Origin of the sequence: Streptomyces sp. ICC4 (genome assembly GCF_003287915.1) — a bacterium.
Classification (GTDB): Bacteria; Actinomycetota; Actinomycetes; order Streptomycetales; family Streptomycetaceae; genus Streptomyces; species Streptomyces tritrimontium.
Genome location: NZ_CP030286.1, coordinates 8,028,628 through 8,045,563 on the forward strand (window position 1 = coordinate 8,028,628; position 16,936 = coordinate 8,045,563).

The following is a 16,936-nucleotide window of genomic DNA, read 5'->3' on the forward strand; positions in this document are numbered from 1 at the left end:
GCATCGGGCCCGCCCGGATGCGGCCGGCCCGGCGTCAACAGCGGCGGCGGTCCTGCGTGATCGTGCCCTGCACGGTGGCCACCGTGCGGTCGTGGCATCCGCCCGGCGCCCCCGTCCCGTACAGCCGGTAGCGGGCCGAGGTGGTGGCGACCGCGTGCCGCTGCTCGCGCGGGACGTTCACGGTGTAGCTCGCGTCACCCGTGTACCGGTCTTCGAGGCGGGACCGGTCCACCTCACGGCCGCCGCGCAGGGTGACGGTGTCGGCGCGGTCGCCGAGGCTGATGACGGTGCGCAGCCGGTCGTCCGCGCCGAGGGTGGTCTCGCCGTCCATGGTGTACGTACGGTCGGTGCGGACGGTGGTCGCCCCGCGCGTCACGCGCTCCTCGTCGGTCCAGGTGGCGGTCAGTGCGTCGCGGTCCTCGCCCTCGGTCCAGCGGTGGACCGAGGTGTTGCGCACGGTGCGGGTGACGGTGGTGGTGACCCGGCCGTGCGAGGTGTTCAGGTACCCGGCGACGGTCAGCCGGTGGCCGCCCTCGGTGTCCAGGCGGTGCTCGGCGCCGGGTGCGGCGCGTGTCCAGCGCGAGGAGTTGGCCGGATCGCTCTGCTCCTCGCGGGTGAGCGCGCCGGTCACGACCTCGCGGGCCGTGTCCTGCCAGAGCAGCAGATTGGTCGGGGTGCTCCAGCCGCTCTGCCCGGCCGGGACTCCGGCGACGGAGACCTCGACGCGGTGCGGGCGGCCGTCGTTGAGGAGGGCGGCGTAGGGGGTGAGGTCGTAGCGGATCGGCTGGACGTCGAAGGCGCGGGGCCCGGGGGTGACGTACCAGAGGAAGGGGTTGGACCAGCCGCCGGTCCAGACGGTGGGGAAGGGCGCGGCGATGCCGGCGAGGCGGCCGTCGACGGAGATCCGGACCTCGCGGTAGGGGCCGTCGGCCGCCTTGCAGGAGTACGGGGCCGCGTCCGGGACGGTCATGTACCAGTACTCCTCGCAGCCGCCGCCGGAGCCCGTGGCGTAGACCTCGGCGAGGAGCCGCTCGGTGTTGCGGGGGAGGGTGACGGCCGGGGTGGTGAGCGGGAGGACGCGGTCGGGTGTGCGGCCGGAGTCCGAGCCCGTGGCGGTGGCGGTGCCGGGTCGGCCCTCGGCCGCGTAGAAGGTCAGCGTGACCTTGACGTCGATGACGCCGGTGTAGGTGTCGTTGACGACGTTGCCGATGAGCATCTCGACGGGCTGCGGGCCGCTGAGGGTGTCGCGGTAGTGGGTGACGTCCTTCTCGACGGACCAGGCGATGCCGTCCGGCGAGGGCTCGGGCGTGGAGGTGCGGAAGACCTCCACGCCGCCGACGGAGAGGTGGCCGAGGCGGTCGTACTGGCGGCCCTTGACCTTGCCGTCGAGGCGCAGCACCACCTTCGCCCAGCCGGCGGCCGTTCCGCAGGCGGCGGGTGGTGCGTAGCTGCCCCGGTACGGGGTGAAATCGCGGAACTGCGCTTCGGCGAGGGTCACCTGGCAGGACCGGGTCGCGGGTCGGGCCACGGGCTGTCCCTGATACCCATCTGAGGCCGCCGACGACCGACGCCCAGCACCGCGGGCCCGGCAAGATCCGTAAGGGACGGCCTGCGAGGGGACTTGCCTGCGGTCCGCCGGCCCGGGCGCGGCGAAAGGGGCGAGCGGGGTCAGGCGGGGCGGGCGGCGGAGGGGACCTGCTGGGTGATGCAGTGGACGCCGCCACCGCCGTACGCGATCACGCGCGAGCGGACCCCGACGACCTTGCGGCCGGGCAGCGCGGCCGCGATGACGGCGAGCGCGCCCTCGTCCTCGGAGGTGCCGGCGACCGGGACGACGACCCCGCCGTTGGCGATGTAGAAGTTCAGGTAGCCGACCTCGGTCTCCCGGCCGTCGACCTCGACGAACGCGCTCTGCGGCAGGTCGATGATCTCGAACGGTCGCCCGGCGGCGTCGGTGGCCGCCTCCAGGACGGCGCGGTTCGCGCGCATGCGCTCGTGGTCCGGATGTTCGGGGTCGCCCGGCAGGGTCACGATCACCTTGCCGGGGGCGACGAAGGCGCAGACGCCGTCCACGTGCCCGTCGGTCTCGGTGTCCAGCAGGCCGCCGTACGGCAGCCAGATCACCTTGGTGACACCGAGGCGGGCGATCAGCTCGGCCTCGATCTCCGCCTTGGTCATGTCCGGGTTGCGGTTCGGGTGCAGGAGGCACTGCTCGGTGGTGATCAGCGTGCCCTCGCCGTCGACGGTGATCGCGCCGCCCTCGAGGATCATCCGGGAGTCGATCCGGTCCACGCCGAAGTGCTGCAGCAGGGCCGCGGCGATCTTGTCGTCGGTGTCGTAGGGGAAGTGCTTGCCGCCCCAGGCGTTGAAGCGGAAGTCCACGCCGGCCCGCTGCCCGTCGGGACCGAGGACGAAGATCGGCCCGGAGTCCCGGAACCAGGAGTCGTCCAGCGGAAGCTCGATCACCTCGACGCCGTCCCCGCACAGCGCGCGGGCCTCGTCCCCGCTGCCGGGCAGGGCCACCATGGTGACCGGCTCGAACGCGGCGATCGCGGCCGCGACCTGGGCGTACTCGGCCTTGACCTCGTCGAAGACTTCGCCCCACAGCTCCTGGCGGGTGGGCCACGCCATCAGACAGCCTTCGTGGTCGGTCCACTCGGCGGGCATCCGGAACGTCGTCATGATCTCTCCTGTTTGAAAATTCAGTCAGTATTCGTGTCGAGGGTGTGGGCTCGTCACGGGCGATGGGGTGTGGTGGTTGCCCGAATCCTCCACCGAACTGAAAATTCAGTCAATGGTTCTGGCCAAGCTGATGCGGAATCGGACACACCGGGTGTCAGGCGGGAGGAACCACACCCCTGCTCCGGGGGCAGGCGGGGCAAGGGGGTGCATCGATATGGCCCTGATCACGGCATTGCTACCGGAAGCAGCGGCCCTGATGTTACGGTCAGGAAAAGCCCCAGGTGACGGACCCGACGGGTAGAGTGACTCCTCGTGTCAGACCGTCGAACAGAAATACTCAGGGCCGCCACGCGCGTCATCGCGCGCCGCGGCGTGCGCGGGCTCCGCGTGGGAGAGCTGGCAGCCGAGGCCGGCGTGTCCACCTCGCTGATCTACTACCACTTCACCGACCGCGCCGGGATCCTCCGCCGGACGCTGGAGTTCATCAGCGACCGCGCCGAGCGCTACACCGCCGAGCGCGAGGCCGGCGCGGACGGCGGCGAGAGCCCCCGCGACGAACTGACGCAGGTCCTGCTCCTCGAGCTCCAGGACACCCCGGAGGTCCGCGAGAACAGCACGGCCTGGGGCGAGCTCCGGGCCAGCGCCGTCTTCGATCCGGACCTGCGCGAGGAGGTGGCGAAAGCCACCCACAGCTGGGTGCACGAGATCTCCTACCTCCTGGCCCAGGCCAGGCCCGTCGGCACGGCCCCCGAGCACGCGGCCGCCGCCGAGCGCCTGACGGCCCTCCTCGAGGGCCTCAGCGTCCGCTGGCTCAGCGGCTCGCTGCCCCTGGAGCACGCACGCCGTCTCCTCTCCGACGCGATCACGGCAGAACTGGACGCCTAGGCCGTCTCTTTCGGATCTTGTCGGCCGAGCCCGCGGCGTCTGGTGCCGTGCCTGGCAAGGCGGAGGGGCGCTGCGTGTACTGGACGTACTCGGGCGTTCCGACAACGCGGCCAGGCGCGGTGCCAGGCGCCGCGGGCCCGGCAAGATCCGAAAGAGACGGCCTAGAGGAAGTAGAGGCGGCCGAGCGAGATGGAGTCGGCCGGTTCCGAGACCAGGGGCTCGCCGTCCAGGGACACCAGGCCGGTGCCGGGGTGCACGTCGACGCTGCCGGTACGGGAGTTGCGGAGCATGTCCTTCGGCCCGATGCCCCGGGTCCCGCGGACCGCGACGCGGCGGCGCCGGGTGGGCATCAGGTCGCCGTTCTGCACGGCGGCCTCCGCGACGAACGCCACCGATATGTCGGCCGCGGTCGCCCCGTACGAGCCGAACTGCGGCCCGAGGACCAGCGGTTCGCAGCGGTCGGTGGAGGCGTTCGGATCGCCGGTGACCCCGTACGCCGGGAAGCCGCCCTTGAGGACCAACTGCGGCTTGGCGCCGAAGTACTGGGGCCACCACAGCACGAGGTCGGCGAGCTTGCCGACCTCGATCGAGCCGACCTCGTGCGCGAGGCCGTGGGCGATCGCCGGGTTGATGGTGAGCTTGGCCATGTAGCGCAGGACGCGCTCGTTGTCGTCGCCGCTCTCGGCGGTGCCGTAGGACCCTTCGCCGTCCAGCGGGCCGAGCTCGGTCTTCATCTTCCCGGCCATCGCGAAGGTGCGGCGTACGGTCTCGCCCGCGCGGCCCATGCCCTGCGCGTCGGAGGAGGTGATCCCGATGACCCCGAGGTCGTGCAGGAGGTCCTCGGCGCCCATGGTGCCCGCGCGGATCCGGTCGCGGGCCATGGCGGCGTCACCGGGCAGGTCGACCTTCAGGTCGTGCGCCGAGACGATCATGCCGAAGTGCTCGCCGAGCGCGTCCCGGCCGAAGGGCAGGGTGGGGTTGGTGGAGGAGCCGATCACGTTCGGCACGCCGGCCATCTTCAGGACGTTGGGGACGTGTCCGCCGCCGCAGCCCTCGATGTGGAAGGCGTGGATGGTGCGGCCGTCCAGCACCCGCAGGGTGTCCTCGACGGACAGGCACTCGTTCAACCCGTCCGTGTGCAGGGCGACTTGCACGTCGTGTTCCTCGGCCACGCGCAGGGCGGTGTCCAGGGCGCGGGTGTGGGCGCCCATGTCCTCGTGGACCTTGAAGCCGCTCGCACCGCCCTCGGCGAGGGCCTCGACGAGCGGAGCCGGGTCGGAGGACGAACCGCGGGCGAGGAAGCCGATGTTGACGGGCCAGGCGTCGAAGGCGTTGAAGGCGTGCTTGAGCGCCCACGGGGAGTTGACTCCGACGCCCCATACCGGGCCGAACTCCTGGCCGATGATCGTGGTGACCCCGGACGCGAGCGAGGCCTCCATGATGCGGGGGGACAGCAGGTGCACGTGGGTGTCGACGGCGCCGGCGGTGACGATCATGCCCTCGCCCGAGACGATGGTCGTACCCGTGCCGACGACCACCTCCACCCCGTCGAGGGTGTCGGGGTTCCCGGCGCGGCCGATCGCGTGGATGCGGCCCTCGCGGATGCCGATGCTGGTCTTGCGGATGCCGAGCACCGCGTCGATGACCAGTGCGTTGCTGATCACGATGTCGCAGGTGTCGCGGACGGCGGCGGCCTTCAGGTGCAGTCCGTCGCGGGCGGTCTTGCCGAAGCCGGCGAGGAACTCGTCGCCGGGCTTCTGGGAATCGGACTCGACGCGGACGATGAGCCCGGAGTCGCCGAGCCGGATGCGGTCCCCGGCGCGGGGGCCGTGCACCGCCATGTAGTCGTACGGGTCCGTGCTGTCCGCCGGAGCGCCGCCCGGGCGGCCGTGACAGCCCGCGGAGTCGAAGATGCTGCCGCTCATGCCTGTTCCTGCTCCTGCTCCTGGTATGCGGTGAGGTACCCCGTGGCGCGGGCCTTGGCCAGGGCGGCCTCCCGGGCGCCGGGCGCGTCCAGGGGGCCGTCGACGAGGCCGGCGAAACCGATGGTGACGCGCGCCCCGCCGATGGGCAGCAGCTCCACGGCGACGGAGGACCCGGCGTCGAACCGGACCGAGGCGCCCGCCGGCGCGGCGAGCCGGGTGCCGTAGGCCGCGGCGCGGTCGAAGGCGAGGCGCGGGTTCGCCTCGAAGAAGTGGAAGTGCGAGGTGACGCTGATGGGCACGCTCGCGGTGTTGCGCACGAGCAGCCGCACCGTCGGCTCGACCCGCTGATAGCCCGCGCCGTCCCCGGGCAGGCCGGCGCCGGGGGCGTCGGGCCCGAGCGAACCCGCCTCCCGGAAGGGGTCGTCGATGACGCAGAGCCGCGTACCGTCGTCGAAGACTGCCTCGACCTGGATCGAGGTGACCACGTCGGGCACCCCGGGCAGGACCTCGTCCGCGCTCAGCACGTGTCGCCCCGCTTCGATCGCCTCGGCCAGCCGGCGGCCGTCCCGGGCCGCCTCGCAAACGGTGTCGGTGATCAGCGCGGTCGCCTCGGGGACGTTGAGCTTCACGCCGCGGGCCCGGCGGGCACGGGCCAGTTCCGCCGCCGTGAAGATCAGCAGCCGGTCCCGCTCGGTCGGTGTCAGTCGCATACGGCCTCATCTGTGAAGGGGGGCGGGGCGGAGCGGCTCCGGCCGGGGCGGCCTGCGGCCGCCTGCCGGTCACAGCACTAGGCGAGCGGTTCCTGCATCGTGGAGCAGTGGATGCCGCCGCCCCCGGCCATCAGCCGGTCGACGTCCAGCTGCACCACGGTCCGGCCGGGGAAGGCCTCCGCCAGGGTCCGCTTGGCCGCCGCGTCCTTCACGGCGTCCCCGAACTGGGCGGTGATGACAGCCCCGTTGACCACGTGGAAGTTCATGTACGAGTCGACGAAATCGGACTTCTTCGAGCGCACGGTGTCGGGGCCCTCGACCTTGACGACCGTCAGGCGCCGCCCCCGGGCGTCCGTGGCACCGGAGAGGATCGAGAACTGCTCGCGGGCGTCGCGCGCCCAGACGTCGTCGCGGTCCGCCGGCGGCACCTGCACCATCACGACACCCGGCCGGATGAAGCGCGAGGTCACGTCGATGTGGTCGTCGGTGATGTCCTTGCCCTTGATGCCGGGCACCCAGATCATCTTGTCCGCGCCGTACGCCCGCAGGACGGCGTCCTCGACCTCGGCCCGGCTCATCCCGCGGTTGCGGTTCTTGTTGACCAGGCTGCTCTCCGTGGCCATCACCGTGCCGTCGCCGTCGGTCTCGATCGCCCCGCCCTCGCCGACGAACTCGGTCCGGCTGAAGGGGAGATGGTTGTCGTACGCGATGGTCTCGGCGACATCGGCGTCGTAGGAGTGGGCCTGCTTGTTGCCCCAGCCGTTGAAGTTCAGGCCGATGGCGTCGAGTCCGCCGCGGCCGTCCCGGCGGAAGACCGGGGCGATGTCGCGCATCCAGAGGTCGTCGGTGGGAACCGAGGTGATCACGGTGACCGCGGGGCCGCACCAGGAGCGGGCGGTGGCGGCCGTGTAGGAGTCCGGCGCGCACATCACGACGGGCTCGTGGCGGGCGATCGTCTTCGCGATCAGCGCGATGTCCTCCTGGACCCCGGTCAGTGCGCGGCCGCCCCAGATGGACGAGCGCGAGGGCCAGGACATCCAGGTGCGGGCGTGGGGGACGTCGTCCCGGTCCACCCGCCAGCGCGGGACCGCAGGGTTCACGGGCCGGGGCACCGCCGCGGCCGCGGAGCCCAGCACGGCTCCCGCCGCCCCGAGGCCGACGGTCCCCAGGACGCGCCTGCGGGAGGGTGCGGAGCCGAAGAGCCGGCCGAGGACGGTGCGGCCGGTTCCGGGGGACTCGCTCATGGGTGTGTCTCCCTATCGAGTGGGATCAAGTGGGTGTGCCGGTTCCGGCGATGACCCGACTCTGTCACTGACTGAAAATTCAGTCAAGATCTGAGACGTGCGCGGCCCCGGAGAGCCGATGGGACGGCAGGGGCAGCGGGCGTGGAGGGGGCTGTCCCTTAGACACATCTCCGAGCCCACGAGACAGGCACACCCCACCTCGCCCGCCACCCTTCCGACCTCATCCCTGGAGCACCCGTGAGAACCGCCGTCGTCATCGGAACCGGACTGATCGGCACCTCCGCGGCGCTCGCCCTCGCCTCCCGCGGGATCGCCGTCCACCTCTCCGACCGCGATCCGGGGCAGGCCCGTACGGCCGCCGCGCTGGGCGCCGGCACGGAGGACGCCTACGAGGGCAGGGCCGACCTCGCGATCATCGCCGTACCGCCGGCCCACGTGGCCGCCGCCCTGGCCGACGCGATCGGCCGCGGCCTGGCCCGCGCCTACGTGGACGTCGCCAGCGTCAAGGGCGGACCGTGGCGCGAGCTGGACGAGCTCGGCGTGGACACCAGCCGGTACATCGGTACGCACCCGATGGCGGGCAAGGAGCAGTCCGGGCCGCTCGCCGCCTCGGCGGACCTCTTCGAGGGCCGGCCCTGGGTGCTGACGCCCACCCGCGAGACCGCCCACGAGGTGCTCAACCTGGCGCTGGAGCTGGTGGCACTGTGCCGGGCCGTCCCGGTGGTCATGGACGCCGACGCGCACGACCGCGCGGTCGCGCTGGTCTCGCACACCCCGCAGCTCGTCTCCAGCATGGTCGCGGCCCGGCTGGAGGAGGCCGACGAGACGGCCGTGCGGCTGTGCGGGCAGGGCATCCGGGACGTGACGCGGATCGCCGCCTCCGACCCGCGGATGTGGGTGGAGATCCTCTCGGCGAACCCGGGCCCGGTCGCGGACGTGCTCGCCGGGATCGCCGCCGACCTCGACGAGACCGTACAAGCCCTGCGCGGCCTGCAGTCCGCCGACGAGGAGAAGCGCCGGGGCGGCGCGGCCGGCATCGAGGACGTGCTGCGCCGGGGCAACGCCGGCCGCGTCCGGGTGCCGGGCAAGCACGGAGCGGCGCCGACGGCGTACGAGACGGTGGCCGTGCTCATCTCCGACCAGCCCGGGGAGCTCGCGCGGATCTTCGCCGACGCCGGGCGGGCCGGGGTCAACATCGAGGACGTGCGCATCGAGCACGCGACGGGCCAGCAGGCGGGCCTGGTCCAGCTGATGGTCGAACCCCGGGCGGTCGCGTCCCTCTCGGCCGAGCTGCGCGAACGCGGCTGGGCCCTGCGCCAGCAGTAGGCGCCCCCGCCGGCCCGGGTCCGCCCGCCGTCCGCCCTTCGCCGCCCGTGGCCGTCCGCCGCCGTCCGCCCGCCCGGCGGGCGGCGCCGAAAAGCCCGGTAACCTGGAGGAGGGGCGCTATTGGCGCGCCCGGACACGTACGCGCAACCAGGAAGGTGCCCGCACCGTGGAAACCGTAGCTCCGTCCGCCGTGATCGTCGCCATCGACGGTCCCTCCGGCACGGGCAAGTCCAGCACTTCCAAGGCCGTGGCCGCCAAGCTCGGGCTGCGCTACCTGGACACCGGCGCCCAGTACCGGGCCATCACCTGGTGGATGATCACCAACGGCGTCGACACCGACGACCCGCAGGCCATCGCGCTCGCGGCGGGCAAGCCGGCCATCGTGTCCGGCACCGACCCGTCCGCGCCCACCATCACCGTCGACGGCCTGGACGCCTCCGGCCCGATCCGCACCCAGGAGGTCACCTCCAAGGTCAGCGCCGTGAGCGCCGTCCCCGAGGTGCGCACCCTGATCACGGAGCTCCAGCGGTCCATCGCCGCCGAGGCGGGCCGGGAGGCCGAGGGGATCGTCGTCGAGGGCCGGGACATCGGCACCACCGTCCTGCCCGACGCCGACCTCAAGGTCTTCCTCACCGCCTCCGCCGAGGCCCGCGCCGCTCGCCGCAGCGGCGAGCTGCGCGGCAAGGAGGCCGTGGACCTCGCGGCCACCAAGGAGGCGCTGATCAAGCGCGACGCCGCCGACTCGGGCCGCAAGACCTCCCCGCTGGCCAAGGCCGGCGACGCGGTCGAGGTGGACACCACCGAGCTCACCTTGGACCAGGTCATCGAGTGCGTGGTGACCTTGGTCGAAGAGAGGCGGAGCGCGACCGGGGACCCGGAGAAGCGGGCGGGTCGCACGTGAGCGGTACGCCCTCCCTCAAGGGTGCGGCGGTCGGCCGGCGGATCGGCATCGGGCTCATGTACGGCCTCTGGCGGCCGCGCGTGCTGGGGGCCTGGAAGGTCCCCGCCGCCGGACCCGTCATCCTGGCCGTGAACCACTCCCACAACATCGACGGACCCATGGTCATGGGCACCGCCCCCCGGCCGCTGCACTTCCTGATCAAGAAGGAGGCGTACGTCGGCCCGCTCGGCCCCTTCCTCGAAGGGATCGGGCAGGTGAAGGTGGACCGCTCCGGCGCCGACCGGGGCGCGATAGGCCGCGCGCTGGGCGTGCTGGAGAACGGCGGGGCCCTGGGGATCTTCCCCGAGGGCACCCGGGGCGAGGGCGACTTCGCCTCGCTGCGCGCGGGCCTCGCGTACTTCGCGGTCCGCTCGGGCGCGCCGATCGTGCCGGTCGCCGTCCTGGGCAGCACCGAGCGCGCCGGCCGCGTCGTCAAGGCGCTGCCGCGGCTGAAGAGCAGGGTCGACATCGTCTTCGGCGATGCCTTCGACGCGGGGGACGGCAGTGGCCGCCGTACCCGTACCGCGCTGGACCAGGCCACCGTACGCATCCAGGACCGGCTGACCGCCCACCTGGCCGACGCCAAGCGCCTCACCGGGCGCTGAGCGAGACTTGACCTAGTAGTGGAACCGCGCTGCGCGGGCCCCACCGATCACCACGAACGACGAGGAACGGACTTCATGAACGACCAGCAAGACCACGGAGCACTTGGCGATGCCGAGTACGCGGAGTTCATGGAGCTCGCCGCGGAAGAGGGCTTCGACGTAGAGGATGTCGAAGGCGCGATCCTGGAAGCCGGCCACGGCCCGCTGCCCGTTCTCGCCGTCGTCGGCCGCCCGAACGTCGGCAAGTCGACCCTGGTGAACCGGATCATCGGCCGCCGCGAGGCGGTCGTCGAGGACAAGCCCGGCGTCACCCGCGACCGCGTCACCTACGAGGCCGAGTGGGCCGGCCGCCGCTTCAAGGTCGTCGACACCGGCGGCTGGGAGCAGGACGTCCTCGGCATCGACGCCTCCGTCGCCGCCCAGGCCGAATACGCCATCGAGGCCTGCGACGCCGTCGTCTTCGTCGTCGACGCCAAGGTCGGCGCCACCGACACCGACGAGGCCGTCGTCCGGCTGCTGCGCCGGGCCGGCAAGCCGGTCGTGCTGTGCGCCAACAAGGTCGACGGCCAGAGCGGCGAGTCCGACGCGGCCTCGCTGTGGTCCCTGGGCCTCGGCTACCCGCACCCGGTCTCCTCGCTGCACGGCCGCGGCACCGGCGACATGCTCGACGCCGTCCTGGAGGCCCTCCCGGAGGCGCCCGAGCAGACCTTCGGCACCGCCGTCGGCGGTCCGCGCCGGATCGCGCTCATCGGCCGCCCGAACGTCGGCAAGTCCTCCCTCCTGAACAAGGTCGCCAGGGAGGACCGCGTCGTCGTCAACGAGATGGCCGGCACCACCCGCGACCCGGTCGACGAGCTGATCCAGCTCGGCGGGGTCGTCTGGAAGTTCATCGACACCGCGGGCATCCGCAAGAAGGTGCACCTCCAGCAGGGCGCCGACTACTACGCCTCGCTGCGTACGGCCGCCGCCGTGGAGAAGGCGGAGGTCGCGGTCATCCTGATCGACACGACCGAGAACATCTCCGTCCAGGACCAGCGCATCATCACCATGGCCGTCGAGGCGGGCCGCGCGATCGTGATCGCGTACAACAAGTGGGACGAGCTCGACGAGGAGCGCCGCTACTACCTCGAGCGCGAGATCGAGACCGAGATGCAGCAGGTCGCCTGGGCGCCCCGGGTGAACGTCTCGGCGCTCACCGGCCGCCACATGGAGAAGCTGGTCCCGGCGATCGAGGCGGCCCTGGAGGGCTGGGAGACGCGCATCCCGACCGGTCGGCTGAACGCCTTCCTCGGCGAGGTCGTCGCGGCGCACCCGCACCCGATCCGCGGCGGAAAGCAGCCCCGCATCCTGTTCGGCACCCAGGCGGGCAGCAAGCCGCCGCGGTTCGTCCTCTTCGCCTCGGGCTTCCTGGAGCACGGCTACCGGCGCTTCATCGAGCGCCGCCTGCGCGAGGAGTTCGGCTTCGAGGGAACCCCGATCCACATCTCGGTCCGGGTCCGCGAGAAGCGCGGCGCGCAGCACAAGCGCAAGATGTAGTGACCGTGTGCCGGGGCTAGTGGCCCCGGCGCGGAGCGGGCGGCAGGGCCGCCGGGACGTGGTGCGTCCCGGTCTGGTGCTGGCGCCCGTTCGCGTATCCGGTGCTCGCGGCGGCGCCCGCGTACGAGTACTGCGGCTGCGGGGCGTAGGAGGGCTGCCAGGCGTCCGCGGGCTGCCACGGGGAACCGTTCCAGCCGGCCGCCGCGTAGGAGGCCGCGGAGCCACTGCCGTAGCCACCGCCGTAGCCGCCGCTGCCGTAGGTGCCGGAGCCGACGGGGTACGAGCCCGTGCCCGCGGCGTAGGCGCCGCCGTAGGAGAAGGCGGTGAACCCGAGGTGCTCCTCGCCCGTGCGGTCGCCCGGGAGGGCCCGGAAGGCGCGCAGGTACTCCGAGTACAGCGTGTCGTAGATGGGCGTGTGCGAGGCGGCCGGAGCGCTGTCCAGCTCCCGCGCGGTGCGCATCGGGGGGACGCTGCTCTGATGGGACGGGGCGCGGGAGACATCGTAGGAATGCACGTATCAGCCAACGAAACCGGCGCCGCGCGGATGCGGGGTCACGGGGCGGAAAACGCAGATCGCCGGGGGTGTGCGGGACGGACCGCACACCCCCGGCGCACGCCGCCCGGCCCCCCGGAGGGGGAGCGGACGGCCGTATCGGGGAGGGAAGGGTGCCGGGCCCCCGGCGTGCCCCGGGGCCCTCGCGGGGGCCCCGGCGTGCCGGGGGGACCGGCGGGGTGTCAGGCGCCCGGGGTGCCCGCCAGCGGCATCGAGGCGGCCACCAGCTTGCCGTTGCGGGCGGCCTTGTCCAGGGCGTCGCGGAGCAGGTCCTCGCGGGGCTGCTGGCCGATGGAGTCCACGGGGGCGGCGTAGACCAGGACGCGCTGCGTCTTGTTGACCGCGGCCCGCCAGCCGTCGGTGACCGACAGCGGACGGTGCGCCTGCCACCAGGCGACCTGGCCGGGCTGGAGCACGGAGTGCAGCTGGCCGGCGGCGAGCAGGATCGACCAGCCGCTCAGCGGCGACGGCAGCTTCTCGGTGTCGCTGACCGGGACGAAGCCCTGCTCGATGAGGAGCGGGAGGAAGTCGTCGCCGGGACCGGTGGTGCCGGGCCGGGCGATGGGCGCGGTGGGCTCCACGACCAGGGCGGGGTGCAGCTCCCCGTTGATGAGGATCAGGCCGCTGGTGATGCCGAGGACCGCCTGGCCGCCGGGCACGGACTGCGGTTCGTCGCCGCCGGGGGAGGCCGGGGCGGGGCTGTCGCCGGTGATGGAGCGGACGGCGCCCTGGAGGTCGGCCTCGGGGACGGAGACGACCTGGGAGGGGATGCAGCCGGCGTGGGCGAAGGCGAGGACGGCGGTCTCGTCGCCGACGAACAGCACGGTGCTGGTCTGCTCGCGCTCGGAGTCGCCGGGGGTGCGGCAGGAAGTGCAGTCGTAACTGCCCGGGGACCCGTCTCCGGCGAGCAGCCGCTCGGCCTCCTCGTCGCCGATCTCGGCACGTACCTCATCACTGACTTCGAGCATGCGCGGCACGGGGTGGCTCCTCGGACTAGGCGTGCGGGGCCGGGGGGTTCCGGCTCGCCGGGCTCAACGGGGGAGCGGCGGCCGGGGTCACGCCGTTTGAGGGAACGGAATCGAACCGGACCCCCGAAGGAGTGAACGGTCCGACCGGGGCGTTGCTTTCATGCCAACTGTTTTCTGCTTGTGCGCAGTTGGTGGTCGGTGCTGGCCGTTTGGCCGGTGGGCCGACCGGGTGGGCGCCCGCGCGGCGCGGTGTGGCGGGCCGGGAGCCGCCGCGGGGCTGCGTCCGTCTCTTATACACACCTCCGCGCCCACGAGCCAGGCATAAATCTGACCCGGATGCTGGCCGACACCGTCGGCTCGGCCGAACGCCAGCTCTTCGAGCTGCGCACCGCCGCCGCCGACGACTCCCGCATCCTCGGCGCCCTCGGCGACGGCGGCCTGCTGCCGCCCGGCCCCGACGTCCTGGCCACCGTCGAGTACCTCGGCGAGCACGGCATCCCCGCCCTCCCCGGCTGGCGCTACCTCGCGCAGTCCGTGGACCCGGCCGACCACGCCGCCGTCCTCGCCGCCCGCCCCGAGCTCGTCGACGGCGTCGTCATCACCGACCCGGACACCCACGCCCGGGCCCGAGAGGTGCTCTCCGGCGCCGCCCTGCTGCCCCGCTCCACCGTCGCCGTCGGCACCGCCGCCGCCCTGCTCGCGCCCGTGCCCCCGGCCGGGGACACCGGTTCCGCGGCGTCCGGCATCTTCATCGTCCCGCCGAACCCGGCCATGCACGACGAGCACGCCGCCGACGCGGAGCGACAGGCCCTGCGCGGCCGCGCCACCGCCCGGGACACCGAGATCCGCGAGCTCGCCGCCCGGCTCTCCGGCGACCGCGAGCTCGCCGCCCGGCTCGCCTCCTGGCGCACCGGCTGCCCGCCCGGCCGCCTCGCCGAGCTCGCCCGGCAGGCCGATGCCGCCCGCGCCTTCGCCGAGGAGGCCGAGGCCGAGCTCGCGCAGGCCCGTTCCGTACGCGCCGACGCCGACGAGTCCGCCGCCGACGCCGCCCGCGTCCGCGAGGAGCGGCAGGACACCGCCCAGCGCGCCCGCCGCGTCGCCGACGTCCTCGCCGGCCTCGCCCACCGGCTGCGCGAGCGCGCCGGCTGGCAGTCCAGGCTGCGCGAACTCGCCGAGGAGGCCGCCGAGTCCGAGGCCCGCGCCGAGGTGTGCCTCGACCGGGCCCGCGCCGCCGACGAGGACCGCCGCGCCGCCCAGCGCGCCGCCGACGACGCCCGCCGCACCGCCCGTGCCCTGCGGGCCGAGCGCGCCGAGATCGCCGGCGCCCCCGAGCCGCTGCCCGAGGTCCCCGCCGGGGAGGCGGGCGCCCGCAAGGCCCCGCTCCCCGACCTCCGCGAGGCCTACCGGGCCGCCTCGCAGCTCTACGAGAAGGTCGGCGTCGGCGCCGACCTGCGCGCCGAACAGGCCCGCGCCGAGAGCGACGAGAGCGCCGCCCTCGGCGAGCTGGACCGTCTCACCAACAAGGTCCGCACCCGCGCCGCCCAGCTCCTCGAAGGCACCGACGGCGCCGACGGACCCTCCCGGCAGGCCGCGGCCGCCCGCGCCGAGGCCCTCGTGCAGATGCTGGAGACCCGCGCCTCCACCGCCAGCGAGCAGCTCGGCCGGCTGCGGGGCGAGGCCGAACGGCACGCCCCCGCCGAGGGCGGGGCGCACACCGAACTCCCCGAGGAGCTGGTCCCCGGGGACGTCGAAGCCGCCCAGGCCATGCTCCGCACCGCCACCGCCCGGCTCGGCGCCCACACCGCCGCCGTGGAGTCCGCCCGCGCGGCCCACGCCGACCTGCTGCGCGCCCACCGCACGGCCGAGGAGGGCGCCGGCGGCTTCGACGAGACCGCGGCCCTGCTCCGGGACCTCCTGCGCGACCACACCCACCAGGAGGACGAGCAGGAGCCGGTGCCCCACGCCGGCACCCTGGAAGAGGGCCGCCGGTCGGCCACCGAGGCCCGCCGCGCGCTGCGGGCCTGCGCCGCCGACCTGTCCGCCGCCGAGGCCGCCGTACGCGAGGCGAGCGACATCCTGGTCCGGCACGCCAACGCCAACCGCTACGAGCAGGTACGCACCCCCGCGCGCCAGCAGATCCGCGAACTGCCCGCCGCCGCCCTGCCCGAGCACGCGGCGGCCTGGGCCGTCGCCTTCGCGCCCCGGCTGCGCGTCCTCACCGACGAGCTGGCGCAGCTCGAGCGCAACCGCGACAGCATCGTCGACCGGCTGCGCGGACTCGTGGAATCGGCCCTGGCCACCCTGCGCTCCGCCCAGCGGCTCTCCCAGCTGCCCGAGGGCCTGGGGGAGTGGTCGGGCCAGGAGTTCCTGCGCATCCGCTTCGACGAGCCCGACCAGGCCACCCTCACCGACCGCCTCGGCGAGGTCATCGACGAGGCGACCCGGGCCGCCGTGAAGAAGAACAGCACCGCCTCCTTCGGCGAGGGCCGCCGCGACGGCATGTCGCTACTGCTGCACGGGGTCCAGGCGGCCCTGGAGCCCAAGGGCATCGCGGTGGAGATCCTCAAGCCGGACGCGGTGCTGCGCGCCGAGCGCGTCCCCGTCGGCCAGATGGGCGACGTGTTCTCCGGCGGCCAGCTGCTCACCGCGGCGATCGCGCTGTACTGCACGATGGCGGCGCTGCGCAGCAACGACCGGGGCCGGGACAAGCACCGGCACGCGGGCACGCTGTTCCTCGACAATCCGATCGGCCGCGCGAACGCCACGTACCTGCTGGAGCTCCAGCGGGCCGTCTCGGACGCGCTCGGCGTCCAGCTGCTCTACACGACGGGCCTGTTCGACACCACGGCCCTCGCCGAGTTCCCCCTGGTCATCCGGCTGCGCAACGACGCCGACCTGCGGGCGGGGCTGAAGTACATCAGCGTCGAGGAGCACCTGCGCCCGGGCCTGCCCCAGCAGTCCCCGGACGAGGAGACGATCCACGGGGAGATCACCGCGACCCGCATGTTCCGCCGCAGCACCCAGATGTCCTGAGGGGCCGCCGCCGCTTCCCCACGCACCCCCACGGGCCCGCGGTCTACCGCCGGCCCGTGGCGGGCAGGGAGCCGCCGTCGCGGGGTATTCGGGCCGTGGCGGTCCGGCGGGGCCTGGCGGTGCTGCTCGGCTCCGAGACGACCCCGTACCGCTGGTTCCACATCTGCCGGGTGATCAACACGTCGAGCACGGCCCAGGTGGCCACGACGGTGCCCCCTATCCCGGTGAGCACCAGCGGGAAGGCCAGCCAGGAGCCGGTGATCGTCAGGAAGAACGCGATCGTCGCGTCCGTCAGCGTCACGGCGACGATCAGCACCGCGCGCACGGCAGACTTCCGCACCGGGTCCGGCAGCCGCCGCCGCCCCGGTCCATCGACCCAGAGTGACGGCCCCCGCGCTCCCGCTCCCGGTCCCGCGCCGCCGTCCTCGTACCTCATCCGCATGGTCCCCTGCCTGCCCCCGGTGCCGCCGGTCATGCCCGCCTCGAACAGGTAGACGTACGGGACGGTCCGGAGATTCCCGCATCCCGG

Annotated in this window: 12 protein-coding genes and 2 pseudogenes; 6 read left to right on the forward strand and 8 right to left on the reverse strand. The window is 73.5% G+C overall.

The genetic code is table 11. From position 1 onward, the window contains the following. Nucleotides 1–34 precede the first annotated feature (34 nt). Both DRB89_RS37705 and DRB89_RS37710 read right to left on the reverse strand, forming a co-directional pair. A pseudogene (locus DRB89_RS37705) lies at nt 35–1,510 on the reverse strand (peptide-N4-asparagine amidase); the annotation flags it as partial. 158 nt (nt 1,511–1,668) lie between these two features. Further along, the gene (locus tag DRB89_RS37710; RefSeq protein WP_112463631.1) at nt 1,669–2,682 is read right to left on the reverse strand and encodes an agmatine deiminase family protein; all 1,014 of its coding nucleotides are present in this window, start codon (nt 2,680–2,682) and stop codon (nt 1,669–1,671) included. A gap of 312 nt (nt 2,683–2,994) precedes the next feature. Here DRB89_RS37710 and DRB89_RS37715 point away from each other — a divergent pair, with 312 nt between their 5' ends. After that, the gene (locus tag DRB89_RS37715; RefSeq protein WP_112450020.1) at nt 2,995–3,567 is read left to right on the forward strand and encodes a TetR family transcriptional regulator C-terminal domain-containing protein; all 573 of its coding nucleotides are present in this window, start codon (nt 2,995–2,997) and stop codon (nt 3,565–3,567) included. 161 nt (nt 3,568–3,728) lie between these two features. Here DRB89_RS37715 and DRB89_RS37720 read toward each other — a convergent pair whose 3' ends face one another. From DRB89_RS37720 to DRB89_RS37730, 3 genes are all read right to left on the reverse strand, one after another. Further along, complete coding sequence (locus DRB89_RS37720; protein WP_239516920.1) at nt 3,729–5,408, reverse strand: urease subunit alpha; 1,680 nt, start codon at nt 5,406–5,408, stop codon at nt 3,729–3,731. An 80-nt stretch (nt 5,409–5,488) separates the two neighbouring features. Then, a complete protein-coding gene (locus tag DRB89_RS37725; RefSeq protein ID WP_112450022.1) occupies nt 5,489–6,202 on the reverse strand; it encodes an urease subunit gamma in 714 nt (237 codons plus the stop codon). A 77-nt stretch (nt 6,203–6,279) separates the two neighbouring features. Then, complete coding sequence (locus DRB89_RS37730) at nt 6,280–7,446, reverse strand: agmatine deiminase family protein (RefSeq protein WP_112450023.1); 1,167 nt, start codon at nt 7,444–7,446, stop codon at nt 6,280–6,282. 237 nt (nt 7,447–7,683) lie between these two features. Between DRB89_RS37730 and DRB89_RS37735 the strand changes: the two genes are divergently transcribed. The 4 genes from DRB89_RS37735 (at nt 7,684) to der (ending at nt 11,853) form a co-directional block, all read left to right on the forward strand. After that, nucleotides 7,684–8,772 carry a prephenate dehydrogenase gene (locus DRB89_RS37735; protein ID WP_112452506.1) on the forward strand — a complete coding sequence of 363 codons (1,089 nt, stop codon included), beginning with the start codon at nt 7,684–7,686 and terminating at the stop codon, nt 8,770–8,772. A gap of 166 nt (nt 8,773–8,938) precedes the next feature. Next, complete coding sequence (cmk, locus tag DRB89_RS37740; RefSeq protein WP_112452507.1) at nt 8,939–9,673, forward strand: (d)CMP kinase; 735 nt, start codon at nt 8,939–8,941, stop codon at nt 9,671–9,673. A gap of 56 nt (nt 9,674–9,729) precedes the next feature. Beyond that, on the forward strand, nt 9,730–10,317 hold the full coding sequence (locus DRB89_RS37745) for a lysophospholipid acyltransferase family protein (protein WP_112454261.1): 588 nt from the start codon (nt 9,730–9,732) through the stop codon (nt 10,315–10,317). A 75-nt stretch (nt 10,318–10,392) separates the two neighbouring features. Beyond that, nucleotides 10,393–11,853 (forward strand): ribosome biogenesis GTPase Der, encoded by a 1,461-nt coding sequence (der, locus tag DRB89_RS37750; protein WP_112452508.1) that lies wholly within the window; start codon nt 10,393–10,395, stop codon nt 11,851–11,853. A gap of 16 nt (nt 11,854–11,869) precedes the next feature. Here the strand turns inward: der and DRB89_RS37755 are convergent, their stop codons facing one another. After that, complete coding sequence (locus tag DRB89_RS37755) at nt 11,870–12,313, reverse strand: hypothetical protein (RefSeq protein ID WP_239516572.1); 444 nt, start codon at nt 12,311–12,313, stop codon at nt 11,870–11,872. A gap of 275 nt (nt 12,314–12,588) precedes the next feature. Beyond that, complete coding sequence (locus DRB89_RS37760; protein WP_112452510.1) at nt 12,589–13,383, reverse strand: hypothetical protein; 795 nt, start codon at nt 13,381–13,383, stop codon at nt 12,589–12,591. A gap of 342 nt (nt 13,384–13,725) precedes the next feature. On the opposite strand from DRB89_RS37760, the pseudogene DRB89_RS37765 reads away from it, so the two are divergent. Then, nucleotides 13,726–16,407, forward strand: a pseudogene (locus DRB89_RS37765) (hypothetical protein); the annotation flags it as partial. 43 nt (nt 16,408–16,450) lie between these two features. Here the strand turns inward: DRB89_RS37765 and DRB89_RS46445 are convergent. Then, nucleotides 16,451–16,732 carry a hypothetical protein gene (locus DRB89_RS46445; protein WP_343234634.1) on the reverse strand — a complete coding sequence of 94 codons (282 nt, stop codon included), beginning with the start codon at nt 16,730–16,732 and terminating at the stop codon, nt 16,451–16,453. Nucleotides 16,733–16,936: the final 204 nt, after the last annotated feature.